General features: G+C 55.1%; 16 protein-coding genes and 1 pseudogene. 9 read left to right on the top strand and 8 right to left on the bottom strand.

The features are described from left to right. Positions 1-121: 121 nt before the first annotated feature. The 5 genes from ACZ9BB_RS06630 to ACZ9BB_RS06650 all read left to right on the top strand — a co-directional run bounded on the left by ACZ9BB_RS06630 (position 122) and on the right by ACZ9BB_RS06650 (position 6,429). Complete coding sequence (locus ACZ9BB_RS06630; RefSeq protein ID WP_476213061.1) at positions 122-736, top strand: TetR/AcrR family transcriptional regulator; 615 nt, start codon at positions 122-124, stop codon at positions 734-736. Between the two features lie 86 nt (positions 737-822). Continuing rightward, complete coding sequence (locus ACZ9BB_RS06635; RefSeq protein ID WP_476213062.1) at positions 823-1,914, top strand: VOC family protein; 1,092 nt, start codon at positions 823-825, stop codon at positions 1,912-1,914. 175 nt (positions 1,915-2,089) lie between these two features. Then, the gene (locus ACZ9BB_RS06640; RefSeq protein WP_476213063.1) at positions 2,090-3,046 is read left to right on the top strand and encodes a fumarylacetoacetate hydrolase family protein; all 957 of its coding nucleotides are present in this window, start codon (positions 2,090-2,092) and stop codon (positions 3,044-3,046) included. Then, the gene (locus tag ACZ9BB_RS06645; RefSeq protein WP_476213064.1) at positions 3,046-4,947 is read left to right on the top strand and encodes an acyl-CoA synthetase; all 1,902 of its coding nucleotides are present in this window, start codon (positions 3,046-3,048) and stop codon (positions 4,945-4,947) included. The genes ACZ9BB_RS06640 and ACZ9BB_RS06645 overlap by 1 nt, the downstream gene beginning before the upstream one ends. A gap of 162 nt (positions 4,948-5,109) precedes the next feature. Next, positions 5,110-6,429 (top strand): outer membrane protein transport protein, encoded by a 1,320-nt coding sequence (locus ACZ9BB_RS06650; RefSeq protein ID WP_476213065.1) that lies wholly within the window; start codon positions 5,110-5,112, stop codon positions 6,427-6,429. A gap of 67 nt (positions 6,430-6,496) precedes the next feature. Here the strand turns inward: ACZ9BB_RS06650 and ACZ9BB_RS06655 are convergent, their stop codons facing one another. Further along, positions 6,497-7,237: a Mut7-C RNAse domain-containing protein gene (locus ACZ9BB_RS06655; protein ID WP_476213066.1), complete on the bottom strand. Its 741-nt coding sequence runs from the start codon at positions 7,235-7,237 to the stop codon at positions 6,497-6,499. Positions 7,238-7,396: 159 nt separating this feature from the next. Here ACZ9BB_RS06655 and ACZ9BB_RS06660 point away from each other — a divergent pair, with 159 nt between their 5' ends. Then, entirely contained in the window at positions 7,397-7,687 is a 291-nt protein-coding gene (locus ACZ9BB_RS06660; protein ID WP_476213067.1) for an excalibur calcium-binding domain-containing protein, read from the top strand. Between the two features lie 591 nt (positions 7,688-8,278). Here ACZ9BB_RS06660 and ACZ9BB_RS06665 read toward each other — a convergent pair. Both ACZ9BB_RS06665 and ACZ9BB_RS06670 read right to left on the bottom strand, forming a co-directional pair. Next, a pseudogene (locus ACZ9BB_RS06665) lies at positions 8,279-8,488 on the bottom strand (HD domain-containing protein); the annotation flags it as partial. Positions 8,489-8,501: 13 nt separating this feature from the next. Next, positions 8,502-9,494 carry a GlxA family transcriptional regulator gene (locus ACZ9BB_RS06670; RefSeq protein WP_476213068.1) on the bottom strand — a complete coding sequence of 331 codons (993 nt, stop codon included), beginning with the start codon at positions 9,492-9,494 and terminating at the stop codon, positions 8,502-8,504. Positions 9,495-9,622: 128 nt separating this feature from the next. Between ACZ9BB_RS06670 and ACZ9BB_RS06675 the strand changes: the two genes are divergently transcribed. Both ACZ9BB_RS06675 and ACZ9BB_RS06680 read left to right on the top strand, forming a co-directional pair. Continuing rightward, complete coding sequence (locus ACZ9BB_RS06675; RefSeq protein ID WP_476213069.1) at positions 9,623-10,870, top strand: acyl-CoA dehydrogenase family protein; 1,248 nt, start codon at positions 9,623-9,625, stop codon at positions 10,868-10,870. A 31-nt stretch (positions 10,871-10,901) separates the two neighbouring features. Then, positions 10,902-11,639 (top strand): NAD(P)H-dependent oxidoreductase, encoded by a 738-nt coding sequence (locus tag ACZ9BB_RS06680; RefSeq protein ID WP_476213070.1) that lies wholly within the window; start codon positions 10,902-10,904, stop codon positions 11,637-11,639. Positions 11,640-11,995: 356 nt separating this feature from the next. Here ACZ9BB_RS06680 and ACZ9BB_RS06685 read toward each other — a convergent pair whose 3' ends face one another. From ACZ9BB_RS06685 to ACZ9BB_RS06705, 5 genes are all read right to left on the bottom strand, one after another. Next, entirely contained in the window at positions 11,996-12,934 is a 939-nt protein-coding gene (locus tag ACZ9BB_RS06685; RefSeq protein ID WP_476213071.1) for a carbohydrate kinase family protein, read from the bottom strand. A gap of 131 nt (positions 12,935-13,065) precedes the next feature. Next, positions 13,066-13,704 (bottom strand): nucleoside/nucleotide kinase family protein, encoded by a 639-nt coding sequence (locus ACZ9BB_RS06690; RefSeq protein ID WP_476213072.1) that lies wholly within the window; start codon positions 13,702-13,704, stop codon positions 13,066-13,068. 164 nt (positions 13,705-13,868) lie between these two features. Further along, positions 13,869-14,795 (bottom strand): ABC transporter substrate-binding protein, encoded by a 927-nt coding sequence (locus ACZ9BB_RS06695; RefSeq protein WP_476213073.1) that lies wholly within the window; start codon positions 14,793-14,795, stop codon positions 13,869-13,871. Between the two features lie 43 nt (positions 14,796-14,838). Further along, a complete protein-coding gene (locus ACZ9BB_RS06700) occupies positions 14,839-15,861 on the bottom strand; it encodes an ABC transporter permease subunit (protein WP_476213074.1) in 1,023 nt (340 codons plus the stop codon). Continuing rightward, positions 15,858-17,417, bottom strand: coding sequence for a sugar ABC transporter ATP-binding protein (locus ACZ9BB_RS06705; protein WP_476213075.1), 1,560 nt, complete (start codon positions 17,415-17,417; stop codon positions 15,858-15,860). Before ACZ9BB_RS06705 ends, ACZ9BB_RS06700 begins: the two co-directional genes overlap by 4 nt. A gap of 517 nt (positions 17,418-17,934) precedes the next feature. Between ACZ9BB_RS06705 and ACZ9BB_RS06710 the strand changes: the two genes are divergently transcribed. Beyond that, entirely contained in the window at positions 17,935-18,945 is a 1,011-nt protein-coding gene (locus ACZ9BB_RS06710; RefSeq protein WP_008006387.1) for a LacI family DNA-binding transcriptional regulator, read from the top strand. The last annotated feature ends 235 nt before the right edge of the window (positions 18,946-19,180 follow it).

The raw sequence follows: 19,180 nt of genomic DNA on the forward strand, positions 1-19,180 counted from the left end.
AATTTTTCCGGGTATAGAACGGTTTTTATTGAGATTGACGCACTTGATTCAAAAAACATTGTTGACGTCGGCTGAACACATGTGTTCAATCGGGCCATAAGGTAATCCTGGAGAGAGAACCGTGGAATCCCTAAATCCAACACAGCGCCGCATTCATCAAGCCGCCTTTCGCCTGTTCGCTGAAAGAGGCACCTCACAAGTGAACATTCTCGACCTCGCACAAGAGGCAGGCGTGGCGCGCGGAACGGTCTATAGCAACATCGACAGCATGGAAAGTCTGTTCGAGGCGGTCGCCAGCCATCTCGCGAAGGAGATGCATGAGCGCGTCAACAAGAGCTTCAATTCCCTCTCTGATCCGGCTCAGCGTCTCGCCAATGGCATTCGATTGTTCATTCGTCGGGCTCACGAGGACTCCCAGTGGGGGGCGTTCATCTATAAATTCGCCATGAGCAATTCTTCGTTGCGCGAAATGTTCAGCAGCCAAGCGACGACGGATCTTCTGAGCGGACTGTCCAGTGGGCGGTACACGTTTGAAAAGGAGCAATTGCTCTCAGTACTGACGTTGATATCGAGCAGCGTCCTCGGCTCGATTTTCCTGGTGCTGGAAGGACACAGAACGTGGCGCGAATCGGGCTCTGACACCGCCGAGCTGGTGCTGCGGGCATTGGGTGTGTCACCAGAGGAGGCTCGTGCGCTGGCAACCACAGAGTTGCCGGCACTTCCTTCTATCGACTGAGTTAGTCAACCGACTCAACCAGACATCCCTGGATTTTTCAGGGGTGCGGGGACGGCTTTACCCTGAAAACCCGGAAAACAAGAACAATGACCAACAAAAATCAACTGCCCCAGTTGGCGACATCACAACCGGCCCGGCATCCGCAACCGACGGTGAAGGCTCAGGATCTGACTCACCTGATCTTTCAGCGGCCGGACTTGAACGAAGCGGCGCGGTTCCTGACCGACTTTGGCCTGACGGTAAGTCAGCATGACGCCGATACGCTTTACCTGCGCGCCGCCGACCCTACTTCATACTGTTACCGCGTCCATCGTGCAGAACATGCACGTTTTGTCGGGTTCGGACTGGCAGTCCAGTCGCTCAAGGATCTGGAAAAACTGACGCGAATCCCAGGCGCGTCACCGGTCGAGAAATCGGAACATCCTGGTGGCGGGTATTACGTCAGGCTGACCGATCCTTCCGGTTTCATTGTGGAAGCTGTTTGCGACCAGACTCCAGGTATAACGCTGGGGCACAGAGCTCCTCTTCCCTGGAATCTGGCGCAGGAGCAACCGCGAATCAACGCCACGCAGCGTCCGCCGATTGCTCCGTCTGAAGTACTAAAACTCGGCCACATCGTCATCGAAGTGGCTGACTACCAGGCGACCTGTGCCTGGTATACGCAGCATTTCGGGTTTATTCCCAGCGATGTGCAGGTCCTCGCCGATGGCACACCTATCGTTACCTTCATGCGCCTTGACCTCGGTGAAATTCCCACGCCTCACCATACGCTCGCGATAGCGCAAGGGTTCATGGCGACCTATAGCCATAGCGCCTATGAGGTCGTCGATGCGGACGCAGTGGGAATGGGCCAGCGCGTCCTGCGCGAGCGCGGTTGGGAGCACTCATGGGGAATCGGCCGACACATTCTGGGTAGCCAGATCTTCGATTACTGGCAAGACCCTTGGGGCGATAAGCACGAGCATTACTGCGACGGAGATATCTTCACGGCCACACGGCCTACAGGCATTCATCTGGTGAGCCCCGAGGCAATGGCGCAGTGGGGGCAGCGCATGCCCAAGACTTTTACAAAACCCAAGATGAGTTTAAGCAGTCTGCGTGCGCTGATCCGCAACCTGCGGCGCAGCCCGGACCTGACCATTCGCAAGTTGATAACGCTCATGCGGATGTTCGGGTAGAGCTGCCGCCATGTCGGGCAATGCAACCAGGTATGGCCGTCGGGATGTGCTCAAAGCCGGTGCCTTGATCGTCGGCGGCTCGTTGGTCTACAGCGTTGCCAGCCCCCCTTCAGAACAACACCACAGTTCTCGCGCCACTGAGCCCGGGACAAACACTGCTCCAGGAGTACCTTCAATGTCTGCTGTACACGTAGTCCGCTTTGAATTTCAGAATGGTATCCACTGGGGCGTGCTACGCCAGGGCCGTATCACGGTGGTGCCCGGTACTTTTGAAACCACTGGTGACTTCATTCGCCAGAACAGTATCGACGACCTCGCTCAAATGACAGGTACGGAGTTGGGTGAGGGCGAAGTGAAACTGCTTTCGCCGGTCACCCGTAACCAACAGTTCGTCTGCCAGGGCGCCAACTACCGTCAGCACATGATCGAGTCGGGCATGGACCCGGATGCGAAGAAATTCAACATGATCTTTACCAAGGCGACGAGTTGCCTGGTGGCGGCTGACAGCGACCTGATCAAGCCACGCACCGTGCGTTTCCTGGATTACGAGATCGAGCTGGGGCTTGTGATGAAGCGCGCGATCACCGGCGCAATTGCTGTCACCGACGCCAATCTGCATGAGTTCATTGCAGGCGTCGTCATCGTCAATGACTACTCGGCTCGTGATATCCAGATTCCCCAGATGCAGTTCTACAAGGGCAAGAGCTTCCGCACTTTCGGCCCGGTCGGCCCATACCTCTGCCTTCTGGATGCCAAGAGCATGCATTACCTCAAGGCACTGCAGCTGCGCCTGACAGTCAACGACCAGGTGCGCCAGAACGACAGCACGGCCAATCTGGTATACGGCCCCGCTGAAACCCTTACCGAACTCTCCGCCTTGCAAGATCTCGCCACTGGAGACTTGATCGCCACCGGTACTCCTGCGGGCTGCGCCCTGACGGTACCTTCGCCTGCCAAGCAGCGCATTGCGGCCCTGATGCCAGAAGCCACCAAGTGGAAGCTGTTTCTCAAGGCGCAGGAGGGCCGGACGCAGTATCTGAAGGCAGGTGACGTGGTCGAGGCGCGCATTCGCAGCGCCGACGGTGTGATCGACCTCGGCGTACAACGCAACCGAGTAGTGGAGCAAGCCTGATGACGGTGCAGACCCTGAGTGACATCGAACGTCTCGAACGAGTCCCCTTGCGGGAGCGTGGGCTGGCTTGCAGCACGTATGAAGCGCTGCGACAGGCGGCCGAGCGCACGCCCCAGGCGCCAGCGCTCAGCTTCTTCGCTGATGCCGCCGACTTCAGGCGCACCTGCGAGTGGAACTATTCCCAGCTTTTCGCGGATATCACCCGCGCGGCGAATGCCTTCGATGACTTGGGCATAAAACCGGGCGAGGTGATTGCCTTTATTTTGCCCAACCTGCCGCAAACCCACTTCACCATTTGGGGCGGGGAGGCGGCGGGTATCGTCATGGCGATCAATCCTCTGCTCGAAGCCAAGCAGATGGCTGGCTTGCTGAATGCCGCAAAGGCCTCCGTGGTGGTGACACTCGCGCCGACTCCGGGCAGCGATCTGTGGCCAAAACTGGCTTCGCAGCTGGATCAGTTGCCCGGGATCAAGTCTGTCGTTTGGGTCAGCATGGAACCCTATGTCGCCGAATCCGTGCGTGGGATTCTGAAGACCATGGCACTAAAGGAGCGGGAATTACACAGCGGTATCGCGATCCACGATTGGCTATCGCTGATGAATACGCAGCCGCATACACACCTCAAGAGCGGTCGGCACATCCGCCAGGGGGAATGCTCCTCCTATATCTGTACGGGCGGCACTACCGGGCTCCCCAAGATCGCGGCGCGTACCCATGGCTCGGAAGTATTCAATGCATGGGCCATGGCCGCTCACATGCAGCCACGCAGTAGTGGCCAGGTTATCTTTTGTGGCTTGCCGCTGTTTCATGTCAATGGACAACTGGTTACCGGGCTGATGCCTTGGACTCAAGGCGACCATGTGATCCTTGGGACACCTCAGGGGTATCGCGGCGAGGGGGTGATCCCCCGATTCTGGGAGATAGTCGAGCATTTCGGCATCAACTTCTTTTCCGGCGTGCCAACGGTCTATGCCGCACTCCTGCAAAATGAATGGCAGGGCCGCGACCTGTCCAGTCTTCGCTATGCAATGTGTGGCGCCGCACCCATGCCGGCTGAGCTTTTGCGAGAGTTCGAGCGCCGGACCGGGGTAAAGATCCTTGAAGGTTACGGTCTGACTGAGGGCGCCTGCGTGTCCTCCATCAATCCGCCCCATGGCGAGCGCCGTATCGGCTCCATTGGGCTACGGATCGCCTACCAGAATATGCGCGCGGTCTTGCTCGATGATTCTGGAGAATACCTGCGCGACGCCAACGTGGATGAGATCGGCCTGATCACGATCAGTGGTCCGAACCTCTTCGAGGGCTATCTGGAGGAGGGGCATAACCGGGGCCTTTGGATCGATATCGATGGTCAGCGCTGGTTGAATACGGGCGATTTGGGTCGCCAGGATGCACAAGGTTACTTCTGGCTCACCGGACGCAAGAAGGAACTGATCATCCGTGGCGGCCACAACATCGATCCCAAACAAATCGAGGAGGTTCTGCAGGCGCATCCCGCCGTCGCCTTGGCCGCTGCCATCGGCAGCCCCGACGTGTACTCGGGCGAGGTGCCGGTCGCTTACGTTCAACTGCGCCCCGGGCAAGCCTGCGACGCCGAAGAGCTTGAGGCGTTCGCCCATCTTCACATCAGCGAACGGGCAGCCGTTCCCAAGCGTATTGAAATCCTTGAAGCGCTGCCACTGACGGCGGTGGGCAAGATATTCAAGCCTGCATTGCAGCAGCGGGAGATTGCCAACGTGGTCCATCGGGAAGTGGAACGCCTGGGGCTTTCGGATATTGCCGTGGAAGTCGTACAGGACAACCGCCGTGGCCATGTTGCCTGCATCAGGGCCGGAACTGGCCAGCAAGTTCTGGCTCCGCTCCTGGGGCACTATAGCTTTCAGATCGAGTGGCTTACATGAGCCCGAAATCGCCTCCGTAAGTCCAGCAAACATGCCCTGGTACTGATCAGCCAGGGCTTTTTACACGAACTTCGTTCAACTCCAACCGGCACTGAAAAGTGCACAGGAAGGCGAAGCCTTGCCTGCGTGCAATCAACAAGAACAATAATCAAGAGGTGGAAAATGAAACTCAACAACCGTGTAATCCCGTGTCTCTTTGCTCAGCGAAAGTGTGCAGTCTGGATTAAGTTAATCAGTGCCATGACACTACTGGGTACCTCTACATTTGCCGGCGCCAATGGCATTGCCCTGAACGAACAAAGCGCCAGTAGTGCAGGAACTGCTTATGCGGGAAGGTCATCTTCCGCGCTGGACGCCAGCACCATCTTTGGAAATCCTGCAGGCTTGACCAAGTTGAAGCGTACCGAGATTTCCGGCGGTGCCGCCGTCGTCTCGGTGAGCGACGACATCAGTGATGCGCAGAGCAGTGCCCCGGGAACGAATAAAGGGGACTCGGTACCTTTGGGGGTCGTGCCTTTCGCCTATATGTCCACGCCACTTGACGATCGTTTTACGATTGGTCTGGGCCTTTATGCGCCGAGTGGTCTGATCAATGATTATGAGAGCAGTTTTCAGGGCCGTTACCATGGCTCCTATAGCACGACCAAGGAAATAACCCTGCAGCCCACCATCGCCTATCGGATCAACGACTACGTGTCCATTGGTGGCGGACCGACCATAAACCGTTTCAATGCAAAGCTTAAGAATGACTTGGCAACCGGCGCCCTGAACAACGGCCAGGACACACAGGTCACTATCAAAGGCGATGACACGGCACTTGGCTACAACCTCGGCATCTTGTTTGACTTGAGTGATGCAACGAGTTGGGGGATTAACTATCACTCGAAAGTAGATTATCAACTCAAAGGGCATACTGAAGTTTCCGGCTCCCCGAGCGTTATCCCGCTGGACGGACAGTATGACAACAAGATAGACATCACGATGCCCGAATCGGTGGACACCTCCATCACCCATCATTTCAATAGTCGCTGGACGGGATACCTGGGGACCACCTGGAAACGTTGGAGCCGTATCCAGAAGGTCGAAGCAGTCAACAGCGGTCTTTCCCCCGTGGGCGAGGCGGCTGGCCTGGGAAGTGTGACCGAAGAAATGAACTGGCACGACACTTGGTCCACCGCAGTTGGCGCATCTTATCAATTGAACCAACAATGGCTGCTGCGAGCAGGCTACGCCTATGATCCGTCGCCCATCAGAAATGCCGATCGCAGCGTGCGCGTTCCGGTCGGGAATCGCCAGGCCGTGACCTTGGGCGGCGCTTATTCGCCGAATGCCGATCTGACAATAGACTTTGCTTATGGCTATCTCTGGGACTCCAAAGTCTCGGTAAAACAGTCGAACAACTCCGGCCTGCAACCGGAATACAGTGCCAGTTACGACAATAGTGCGAACGGGATTTCAGTACAGGCAACTTATCGGTACTGATCGTCCGTAGAAATCGAAGGCATGATCACGACGGCCTCGTCTTCAAGGTTTCAAATGGGGCGTTCGGCTATCGGTCCAGCAAAGGTGCCAGCAGTGCACACATGCCGCGCCAGTGCGAACCCTCCCAGTAAACCCGTTGGCAGGCATCGCAGCGCAAGAAGTGCGAATAGAGGGCGCCAATGCGTGGCGGCACCTGCGACCGGGCCAGTTCCGGGCTGATCTCGTGCAGCGGCAAGTTGCAATGAAGGCACAGGCTGAATGGCCGCGCGCTATGCGCCAGGTCGAGGCGCTCGTACAATTCGCGCAGTTGCAGCGACGGTTTCAGGGCATGCACGTAACAGCCGTGGCTGATGATCCGCCGCTTGAGCAGTTCGCGGTCGCGGGTTAGCACAATGCGTCCTTGCTGCGCAGCGATTTCGGCGATCTCGCCATCCTCGAAGCCATTGTCGTAGAGGGTGTCGAAGCCGCTCATGCGCAGCAGGCTGGCCAGCCCGCCAAGGTGCGCATCAGCAACGAAGCGCAGCACCCGTAAAGGTTGCGCACGAACCTTGAGCAGCGGGCTGATGTCCAGCGCTTCGAACTTGGGATACACCGCCAGCCGGTCGCTGTCGAAGATCACCCGCTCGAAACCCACCGACTCGCCGTTGAGCAGCACCAGCTCGACCTCGGTGTGCGGTATCCCGAGCGCCTCGATCATATGCTTGACCGTCGCCCCTTGCGCGCACTCGCAAGTGAAGGACTGCCGCCGTCGCTCGGCCGGCAGGAAATCGTTGAGCTCCTCGTAGAAGCGGAAGGTTGCACGGGTCATGCTGAACAGTATGGCAGGGCTGCAGGATGAGCGAGTCTAGTCAGGACATATTCTCCGGCAGGCTACAAACCCTGGACAGGCTGTGTGTGGATTTGTGGGTTACGCTGGAAAGCAGGCGGCGTGAGAATGCAAATGCTCTCTCATCAGGGATGGATCAAAATGAAACTGATTTTGGTTGTGCTTGTTGTTGGTCTGTTGGCTTGGAAACTTTCCCCCGAATTACAGTCTTGGGCTGCGGCCCAGCTATCGAATCAAAAAGGGGGCTCTACAGTCTCTACAGTCGCGACTGCGCCGAAGCCTGTTTCGACTCCAATCAAATGTGATGGACGCAAATATTGCTCACAGATGACCTCATGCGCAGAAGCCAAAAACTTTCTGCAAAATTGTCCCGGAATGAAAATGGATGGCGACAACGATGGAATACCCTGTGAGGCGCAGTGGTGCCGGTGACTCTTCGCCACTCATCCTGCGGTATCGCTATGTACCGGCAAAATGGCTAGAGAAGGTTGTTAACGAAAGGGGTGCCAGCCCGTATATCCGGGCTCGTTAATCGCGATCCTATTGCCAAAGGCTTTTCCAAATGGACTGGCCTCTGGCTGATTAGGGCTCTAGACTGCCAGTCCCCCGGACCTGTCACGTCAGCTTGAAGGGCAGCTCACGCACTGGCTTACCCGTGAGACGTGCGACCGCATTTGCAAAGGCGGGGGCCAACGGTGGCAGGCCGGGTTCACCCATCCCTGTGGGGGGCTCGGCGCTTGGCACGACACGAATCGAAAATTCCGGCATATCGGCACCGGTGATGGCGCGTGTAGCGCTGTCATCTAAAGAGGAAATTTTGGCACCGAATACCGGCGGTCGGGCCACCACGGCCGTTAGTTGCCCCGGTAGTTTCATGTCGATGCCGAAATCCTGACGACTGTGCAAATCGCATGGGCAGGCATGTCGATCATCTGTGCTCGCACTGTGTGCGGATCCACGTCACCCAGCGAGTCCTCAGGCTCAAGGACTACCAGCATGCTTTCGATCCCGTCAGCAAACGTTGCCCTGGAATATCCCGTGCTTTTCGATTATCCAGTGATTCTGCTCACTGACGAAGGGCTTGAGGATGGCCGCCGCGATGTCGGCGTGATTATAGGTGCCCAAGGTGTCGCCCAAATCGTGTAGCAGCGCGCAAACCACATACCCTTCGTCCTCGCCAGCACGGTAGGCGAGGGTAGCGGTTTGTAGCGAATGGGTCAGGCGATCTGCTGGCGGCAGGGCTTGCTCAGTCCTCCATGGGTAACTGAAACCTGGCTCGATAAGCCCCCGGAGTGAATCCAACGCGCTCACGAAACAGGCGTGCAAACGAGCTGATATCACTGTAACCGACATAGTGAGCGATTCGCTCGGTACTCAGATCGCCAGCCTCCAGTAAAGCTCGCGCCGTATCAACGCGTAGGTTCTGCAGATAAGTGAGCGGTGACTGCTCAAGCACCTTATTGAAGCGGCGTATCAATGTACGTTCGCTGACGGCCAACTTCTGCGCCAGGTCTGTCATGCGCACCTGTTCCGCCAAGTGATCCTGAAGCCACTTTTGGGCGCGTTGAATCAAGGGATCATTGTGGGTCTTGTCGGCAATAAGCGGCTGGAAAGGTGTCTGCGTCGTTTGGGTCAAATCGATCAGCATGCTGCGGGCGCATTGCCTGGCGATGGCCTCTCCCGCGAATTTGTTAAGCACATGAACCGCTTGTAATAGAAATGTGGCATGTGCGCCGCCACACACTAGACGTTCAGATTCAGTCACCACTGGACGCATTTGCAGATCAACCTTCGGGAATCTGCTGCGGAAATGCCCCTCCAGCCACCAAGTGGTCGTCGCCACTTTGTTGTCGAGCAAGCCCGTCTCAGCAAGCAGGAAGGTACCCGTGCAATTGGCACAGAGCCATGCACCATTTCGCCATTGGCTAACCAGCCAGTCACGCACAGCTCCCTGTTTTTCCAGAAAGCCCTGGAAATGCTGCCAGCCGCGATAATGCAGGCTGGGAATAAAGACCAAATCATAATGCTGGTTCTTCGGCAGCGCCCGCATGCCAAGCTCGAGGCCATTGCTCGCGCGCACAGGCCGGCCATTCTGCGATATGAAATGCCATTCAAACAGACCTGACGGTGGCATCCCCTGTTTTGACATGTGCGCGTTGGCAACCTGAAGCATGTCAGCAAAACCTCCCACAACGGAGGCATAGGAGTCGTCAAAACCCAGAATCGCAACGGTGGTCATGGCGGAACCTTTTTTGGCATGGATGGCGATATTCGCATATTTACCGTCGTTTTTGCCTATTACGTCATTCCATCAGTTTCCATACCGTTCACACCACGTTGCTTCCCCAGGCTACAGAAGAGATAACCATGACCCATCTTGCCAATACTTCGGTCAATGCGACTGTTGCGCGTCACCAGGATCGCCTGTATCACGACCTGGATACCCCGCAGGAAATCCTGGCTATCCGCCAGGAGATTCGTTGCTTCGCCGACGAACATGTCGCCCCGGTGGCCTACGCCATTGGCCACACAGAGGAGTCCGTTGCAGCGTTCCCGCGTGACTTGTTCGCCAAAATGGCCAAGGCCGGTTTATTCGGCATTCCCTTTGCCACCGATGTGGGTGGGCGAGGGCTCAAATACCCCACCGCAGCCACTGCCGTGATGATCGAGGAGCTGGCCTACCATTCGAACTCGGTGGCCGCCATCGTGGACGTGCACTGCATTCTCGCGGGTAATGCGCTGAACCACGGGGCGGACTCGATCAAGCAACGCTATCTCAAGCCTTTGCTCAGCGGCGACAAGATAGGGAGTTTCGCGACTACCGAGCCAGATGCCAGTACCGACTTGAGCGTTGAGGCCATGGGCACCCATGCTACGCGCACCGAAGATGGTTACATCGTCAACGGCCGCAAGCGTTTCATTTCCAACGCCCCAGTTGCCGACTTTGTTGTACTGCTCTGTGTCGATGGCGCGCGCATGACCGAGTTGGTGGTCGAGTTGAATTGGCCAGGTGTACGTGTTGGCGAACCCGACAAGAAAATGGGCAACCATGGCCAACTGACGGCGGACATCTACTTCGACAACGTCAAAGTGCCCATGACGAACGTTGTTGGCCAGCCCGGTGAAGGTCTCAAGATAGCCTTGCAAACGCTGACATTCGGACGCATAGGGATTGCCGCCAGCGGGACCGGCATGGCTCAGGCATTGTTTGATCACAGTATCGCGCGGCTCAAGACGCGCCGGGCGTTTGGCAAAGCCATCGCGCAGTTCCAACACTGGCAGTTCAAGATGGCCGAGCGCGCCACTGAAATCGAGAACGCCCGCAACCTGTATCTCAAGGCGGCGTTGCGCATGGACGAAGGGCTCGCTTTTCCGGAGCCCGAGGCCGCGATGGCCAAATGGTACGGCACCAACCTTGCCGGTGAATTCGCCCGCGACGCGGTACAGATCTTTGGTGGCTACGGCTTTATGCGCGAGCTCGCGGCGGATGGTTCGCACTACCGTGTCGAAGAGATCTATCGCGATTGCAAGATCGCCGAAATCTATGAGGGAACCAATGAGATTCAGAAGCTAGTCATCGCGCGCGCAATCTTCGGTAAAGACATCACCGGCTGATTGGATGGCCAACCCAATGGAGAGCTGTCCAATGCACATCCTCATTATCCACGCGCACAACGAGCCGCAATCGTTCAATGCGGCCATGAAAGATCTGGCTGTCGAAGAACTACGGGAGCAGGGGCACTCTGTCGAAGTGTCTGACCTGTATGCCATGAGCTGGAATCCGATCGCCAGCGCGGCTGATTTTGGCAGCCGCGTCAATTCCGAATACCTGACGTACGCCTTGGAGCAGCGTCACAATTGCTCGCAACGCACACTGGCACCGGACATCCAGAAGGAGCTGGACAAGTTGCTGGAGGCCGATCTGGTGATCTTCAACTTCCCAATCTATTGGTTCTCGATGCCGGCAATCATGAAAGGCTGGATAGACCGAGTATTGGTATCTGGCGTCTGCTATGGCGCAAAGCGCTTTTACGATCAGGGCGGCCTGGTTGGCAAGAAGGCCATGCTCGCCATCACTGTCGGCGGTCAACCACACATGTTGGTAAGCGGCGGTGTGCACGGTGAACTCAACGACATGCTCCGGCCCATCCTGCGTGGAACGTTGGCCTATACCGGAATGACAGTGCTTCCGACCTTTGTTGCCTATCACGTACCGTACATTTCTCAGGAAGCACGTGTCACTCAGTTGGCGATGTATCGACAGCACCTGCGTTCGCTGGACACACTGCAAGGGCTTTCATTCGTCTCACTTGATGAGTTCGATGAGAAATTGCACCCGATCTCCGCTCCCAATTCCAAGCAGGCACCGCGTTCGCTTACATAGTTTTCTCACCATCGGTATCCCTATGAATCTCTGGTTTCGTTTTCTGTGTCTGCTGTTTCATAGACCCTGGCGTAAACCAGTCGACGGACGGCGAGTCTCGTTTCCCGCTCCAATTATTTTTCTATAGACTTCCATTGAAGTATGTAGAAGTTGAAATCAGGACCTTCGCAGACTGTGTGAAAACGCACTGAAGGCCAGCCCAACAAACGCTCCGACTTGTTCGGGGCGTTTGTTTTGTCCGTTCAGCCAGCGCCCGCAACAGTCAGCCTTCGCCACAGCCCAAGTCAAGCGGCGGTGGTTGGGGCCGACTTGCTCGCGAAAACTGCAATGCCCGCGATACAGATCCCGACCAGATATCAATCCAACTGATGCCGATAAGGCAAGTCCGGCCCGGTCTTGCCGCAGGTCAGGGCGGCGGCGCTGACGGCGAAGGTGAGCATCGCGTCGATCTGTTCGCGACTCAAGCGCTGCAAACCCTCCACTGAATCCAGCTGCTGTTCGGTCAGCCAGGCGATTAATGCCGCTTGGAAGGTGTCGCCGGCGCCCACGGTATCAGCCATCACCACCGCGCAGGCCGGCGCCGACCAACTGCCATGGCGGCGGCTGAATACCGTTGCTCCCTGGCCGCCACGGGTGAGGAATACCAGCTGGCAGCGGTGTTCCAGCCAGCCATGGATCACGCTCTGCGGATCACGCTCGGGGTAGAGCAGGTTCAGGTCCTCGTCGCTGACCTTGATCAGGTCGGCATGCTCGACCAGAGTGTTGATGCGTTCGCGCCACAGTTCGATATTCGGTTGCGGGTTGAGTCGCACGTTGGGGTCGAGGCTGATCAGGCGTTTGCCGCTTTCCCGGCGGACCAGGGCCAGCAGGGTGTCGGCAATCGGCTGCACCACCAGCGAGAACGAGCCGATATGCAACCCACGCACCTCAGCGCCTAATTCAGGTAAATGCCCCGGCAACAGCTGGCGATCGGCACAACCTTCGCCTCGGAAGCTGTAATGCGGCGAGCCGTCGGCACCGACGGCGACCATCGCCAGGGTGGTCGGTGCGTCGAAGTCCTGCAGGTAGTCCGGGCGCACGCCTTCCTCCTGCAGCACTTGCTGTAAACGCCGGCCGAGGTAGTCGCTGGACAGCCCGGCGAACAGCGCCACGTCGATGCCCAGACGGCGCAAGCCGACGGCGACGTTGAACGGCGAACCACCGGCAATCGCTTTGTAGTTCACTTTTGAAGCTTGAACGTTGACGTCGTTTTCACTGAAAAAATCGAACAGCGCTTCACCACATACCAGATACATAGTCATTCGCTCTTTAAAGGTTCGCTACAAGTTGTTAATAGCGTTCGTAGGCCTGTTAGCGTTAAAAAGCTAGCCAAGCAAAGCGCTTGGTTAACGGCGTGATTCTTTCTCAAAAGAGAGGAAGTGGGATCTTAATTTGTGATCGTGAAGTCAGCGATATTGCTGGCCGAAATCACAATGTCGGCATTCGGAAGGTCGTTGCGATGAACTTTTTCATAGGAAGTAGACTCATCGAAACCCAATGATCGCCATCGATCAAGCAGGCGCGCTTCCAGGGTTTTGCGGTCAGCCTGCAGCATTATGGTGGCGTCAAAACAGTCTCTTAAGGACGACCATGGGGCGAGGTCTAATAGAAGGTAGTTTCCTTCCACGATGAGATATTTCACGTCAGAGGAAATCAATTGTCCTGCAGCACGGGATATCTCCAGGATTCGATCGAATACCGGAACGGCAACCGCTGGTTCGTTGTTCGCACGAAGCCGTAGCAGCAGACTCCTGAAGCCACCCACATCGAATGTATCAGGTGAGCCCTTACGATCTAAAAGGTTCAAGGATCCAAGAACCGCATCATCGTAATGAAAGCCATCTCCGGGAATAACAGCTGCGCTCCCCGGCATAACGCTATTAAGAGCCTCTACCAAGGCCTGAGAGACGGTGGACTTACCGGCACCAGGCGGCCCCGCTAGCGCAACGACAATTCGATTCCCAGACAGGGCCTTAACGTAGTTAAGTAGCTCTGTACTTACTATTGTGTTTGTTTTGGTAAACATGCCAAATCTCTTCTCAGCAGCCGTCGCTCAGGTTTCCCGTAGGTTCGCCCCTCTAGGGATTTTCATGCCGTTCGGCCGCTGCGAGCAACTCGCAGCAGCCATTCCCCGCATTAAAGAGGTGGGACCCCTATGTCATTTGACTCAATCGCTCAGTGGTCAATTGGTCAGTGGTCAGCTTGCCAGCCTTTGTACTCCATGACGTTGGCTCGTGTTACCAGTGAAGGTTGAAGCAGTACCGTTGTGCTTTCCAAAGATTTGTCATTCAACAGGTCATAACCCATCGTTACGGCCTGTTGTGCCTGGCCCCAAGGGGATTGAGAGGCGGATGCCTGGATCTGTGTATCGCTTTTGAGCGCAGTCTCTATATCGGGAGCTCCATCCACCGATGCGATAATGATGCCTTTGCGCTTGAGTTGTTTTGCTGCCAGGTCTGCGCCTATGGCCTGGGGGTCATTGATCGCGAACACCGCGTCGACTTTTGCAAAGCGAGTCAAGTCGCCTTGCATCACGCTGTAGCCACCTTCGCGCGAGCCTTTGGCATCCTGATTATCAGACAGTACTTTGATATCGGGTGCCTGCGCGAAAACACTCTTACAGCCATTGACTCGGTCCAAGACTGCTGAGGTCTGCGTACCATTCTGGATAATAACGTTACCCTTGCCACCCAGCTTCTCAGAGATGTACTGACATACAATCCTGCCGGCTTCGACGTTATCGGTCTGTACCGTGGCGTTGGCACCTTGCACCATGACATCTACGCCCACAACCACTATGCCTGCCTTCCTTGCTTTCGCAATCGCAGGCGCGATTGCGACAGGGTCGACGGCGTTGACAAGAATCAAGTCTACGCCTGAAGAAATGAAGTTATCGATTTGAGTGAACTGCTTATTCAAATCGTAATCTGCCGACACTGAGATAAATTTTGCGGCGGGATTGATATGCAGTGCCTCGGCTTTGGCGCCATCTACCATCGCTACAAAGTAAGGATTACCCAGCGAGCCAACAGTTATCCCGACGGATTTCAACTCTCGCGCTTGAGCGCTGCTAAATGCCAGTAGTGTACAAACAGCGGTAAATATTATTTTTTTCATGAGCACTGTCTCTTGTTATTGGGGTGTGGGGGTTATATATGATTCAGGTTCGTGCACCTGACTGCCGAAAGCGATCGAGGGCTACCGCGCCGATGATGACAACACCTTTGATAATGTATTGCCAGATATCCGAAACTCCCAGCAATATCAGGCCATTGGAAAGTGTAGCGATAATCAGGGCGCCAATTAGCGTACCGACGATAGTGCCGACGCCTCCTGTAAAGCGCGTGCCTCCCAGAATAACGGCGGCGATAGCGTCGAGTTCATAAGACTGTCCCATTTGCAGTCCATTAGCAGCCATCAGTCGAGCGGAAGTCATGATGGCCCCCACGCCCGCCAACAAACCGGACAGGGCATAAGTAAATAACAGGACTTTCCAGACTTTGATTCCCGACAACCGTGCGGCCTCAGGATTACCGCCCACTGCGTAAATCTGTACGCCTAACACCGTACGTCGAAGAATAACCCACGAAAGAGTAACCACGACTACCGCGATTACAACCAGCCATGGCACCCCGAACAACGTATCGTTTCCAATGTAAGCAAAGGACAGGTCGGGATTGAAAACCGTTTTGTCTTCGCCGATGAGGCGTGCGATTCCACGCATCGCAGTCAAACCGCCTAGCGTGACGATAAATGCCGGTAGCTTTCCAAACGCGACCAATACACCATTGACGAGCCCTAGCAGCAGTCCGACTCCAAGCCCCGCAGCGATGGCCAGGGGAGCAAAACCCGGAACTTGCGATACCAATAGCGCCACTACTGCGGAAACAGCCAGAATCGAACCAACCGAAAGGTCGATTCCACCTGTCAAAATCACGAAAGTCAGACCTGACGCCAATACCACATTGATAGAGGCTTGCTGACTGATGATCGAGAAATTCTGAACCGAGAAAAAGCTCTCGCTCATCAGGCCAAAGCCCACACAAAGGAGTAATAGTACGGGCAGCATGCCCGCCACTCTCATCAGTTGGCGCATTTTATCCTGGGTGGAAGCTCCGGCGATGCTTCGTACACCAGGCGTGGTGAGGTCACTTGCTACTTTGCTTTGCAGTGGGGAAGTCATTGGACTAAGTCTCCGTTGGCTAGAGTCAACCTGTCGCTGCCTGTGGCAAACGCGATAATGGCTTCAGGTGTGATATCAAGACCGCTATGGCCACCGAGTTCGGTGACAAGTTTACCTTCACACATGACCAGTACACGGTCGGCAATTCCAACGATCTCTGGTAGTTCACTTGAAATTATCACTACGCAAACGCCGGATGCTGCTAATGCATTGATGATTTTATATATTTCTGATTTAGCCCCAATGTCGACACCCGATGTAGGCTCGTCGAGGAACAATACCCTGGGCTTCATCTCCAGCAGACGAGCCAACAAAACTTTTTGCTGGTTGCCTCCGGACAGTGCTCCAACATTGATATCTGAAGACGCTTTGATATTGAGTGCCTGGATTGCTTGTTCGGTACGTCCAGTTCCGGCCGTTCGGTCCACAAACCCCGCAAATCGAGCATCACTTCCCACAACACATACATTGATATTGTCGTGGACACTCATGTCGAGAAAAAGGCCCAGTGCTTTGCGGTCTTCTGTCAGATAGACGATGCCTGCGTTACCTGCATCGCGAGGAGAGCGTATGACTACAACTTCGCCGTCCATCTCAATCTTTCCGCCTGAGTACGCATCGACGCCTGCGATTAATCGGGCAAGTTCGGTTCTTCCAGAACCCACCAGTCCTGCAATCCCGAGAATTTCGCCGGCATACAGATCGAAACTGCAATCCTGAATTTTGAAGTCATCTGTAAGATTGCGAACACGTAGTATCGGTTGCTCGTAAGAGCACAAAGAACGCTCATGGGCGTAGAAGCCGGAAACATCGCGGCCAACCATCATCCGGACCAGGGTTTCAGCTGACAGCGTGACGCGATCCAGCGAACCAACGTAACGACCGTCCCGGAGCACCGAAACACAATCGGACAATGCGTATATCTCGGCCATTCGATGGCTGATATAGATGATCGCGACGCCATCATCACGTAGCTGCCGAATCAATGTAAAAAGACTTTCGGTCTCTTTTGTGGATAGCGGCGTTGTAGGCTCGTCCATCACCAGGATTCGCGTATCGGCATGAATTGCACGCGCGATTTCAACAAGTTGTTGGTCCGCAATCGACAAGGTGCCGACCAGTGCGTGCGGATCAAATGTGACGCCAAGTCGCTTTAGTACTACGAGCGCGCCTTCGGTCATTGCCTTGCGGTTTATAACTCCACATCGACGAATCTCTCTACCCAGGTAGATGTTCTCCACCACGCTCATATTTGCGCACAAGCTGAGCTCTTGATAGATGACGGATATGCCATGGCGCTTCGCATCGTTCACGCCATAGTTTCGAATATCACATCCGTCGATTCGTATAGTGCCACTGTCGGCGACATAGGCCCCCGATAGTATTTTCATCAGAGTGGATTTTCCGGCGCCGTTTTCGCCCATTAGCGCGTGGATTTGTCCAGGGAAAATACTGAGGTCAATATCATGCAGGACGCGCACCCCATTGAATGACTTCGAGATGGAATGCATTTCCAATAGGGCAGGAGGAGGGCTTTCAGATCCAGTGCTCAGCATAGCTGTTAACTCCTTATCTACCGATTTGAGAGGCAGTTGAAACCTCTCATCGGTGTTCTTGTTTGAGCAACATAGTCGAAAGGAAAGCGCTTGCGCAAGCGCTTTCCTTTTCGTTCGAGGAATTCTCCAAAAAGCACTTCAACGTCCATCCCCTAGGGAAGCCCCGATCAAAGAGCACATGAAAAGGATGTTAGAAAAGCGCTTGCGCAAGCGCTTTCGTCTCGGCTATGCTTTTTTCAACAAGCGCTGCTGCGTCCATCAATTGGTTCGCAGGATGATCGCTACGATAATAAAAAGGAGTGCCCGGCTATGCTGCATAGCGGATTCCACCATCTCGATTCACAGACTTCAGATGCGCTGCGCATCTCGCTGGGTCTTTCACGAAATTGCGGGCTCGCCCCGGCATCAATTCCGAGAGCCATCGACGCATTTTCTCGCCGTGAGCTTTACAATAGGTAGCAACTGGACATGAGTTCAGCGCTATCCATCAAATCACGTGAGAAAGGAGTGATGCACAGTGGGCGCAAAGATGAGCGATGTCGCGAGAGCCGCGAACGTATCAATGTCTACGGTATCTCATGTACTCAACGGTACTCGTAAAGTACATCCTGACACCGTCCGTAGTGTGAATCAGGCTGTAGAGTCCGTAGGCTATATTCGAAACTCACTCGCTCGGTCTCTGGCTCGCTCCTCTTCGGGTTCGGGTGCTATCGGCGTGGCGATTGCTACGCTTTCAAACTATTACTTCAGTGAAACAGTACGTGCCATCGAAGCGGCATGCGCGAAAAGCGGATTGATGATGATATTGGTCAATACGCAAAGAGATCCGGAACAGGAACTCAAAGCGGTCAAGGCACTGCATGAGCGACGTGTTGACGGGATTGTACTCGCTTCGGAATATGATCCAGAAAATCGAGTATTTAATTACTTAAAAGCCAACAAGATACCCACGGTTCTCATCGATCGACTTCTCTCGACGTCTTTTGATCAGGTGGGGGTAGAGAATAAGCACTCCTCTCAAGAGTTGATTGCACATTTGATTAAGCTGGGTCATCGGCGTATCGGGATGGTATCCGGACGATTGACCCAGTCTTCTTCTCATGAGCGAATTGACGGCTACCGTGCGGCTTTAGCTGACGCTGGAATTGAGTACGAAGATCAATTGGTTTGCTGTGGTGAATCGGCGATTGCGCCGGCAATGGAAGCCACTCGCCATTTGCTATCGCTAGAGCACCCGCCCACCGCAATAATGACTGCAAACAACTTGATGACCATTGGTGCAATGCAGGCCCTTCGTGAAGCGGGGCTTGAGGTGCCAAAGGATATCGCGTTGGTTGGCTTTGACGATTTCGACTGGGCGGATGCTTTTAGCCCAAGATTGACAGTTGTAGCGCAACCTCTCGAGGAACTCGGAGCCCAGGCTGTGAAGCTTTTATTGAAGCGTATCAAGCAACCTGAGGGTAGACGTCAGACTATTAGATTGAAACCCTCTTTAATTCAGCGAGATTCATGCGGCGCTCCCAAATGACTGTAATCAGGATTTCGTCCTGAGGATCTAGCGGTGCAGACGTGAATTACTTGACTCTTGTTCACGTCTCGCCGCCTGGATAACTTTGAAACTAAACGACTAGCACCTGGTTTCCATTTGTCGTGCACGTATATGTATGTTTTCAGTGTTTTCTGCTTGAGTGCCCCGCGTTCGGTTTTGTTTTCTTCAGGTAATTGGTTGTAACTGCAAAAAGCAGAGCTTATTCCTGTGAAGG

It is taken from the genome of Pseudomonas sp. TE3552, from assembly GCF_056278945.1.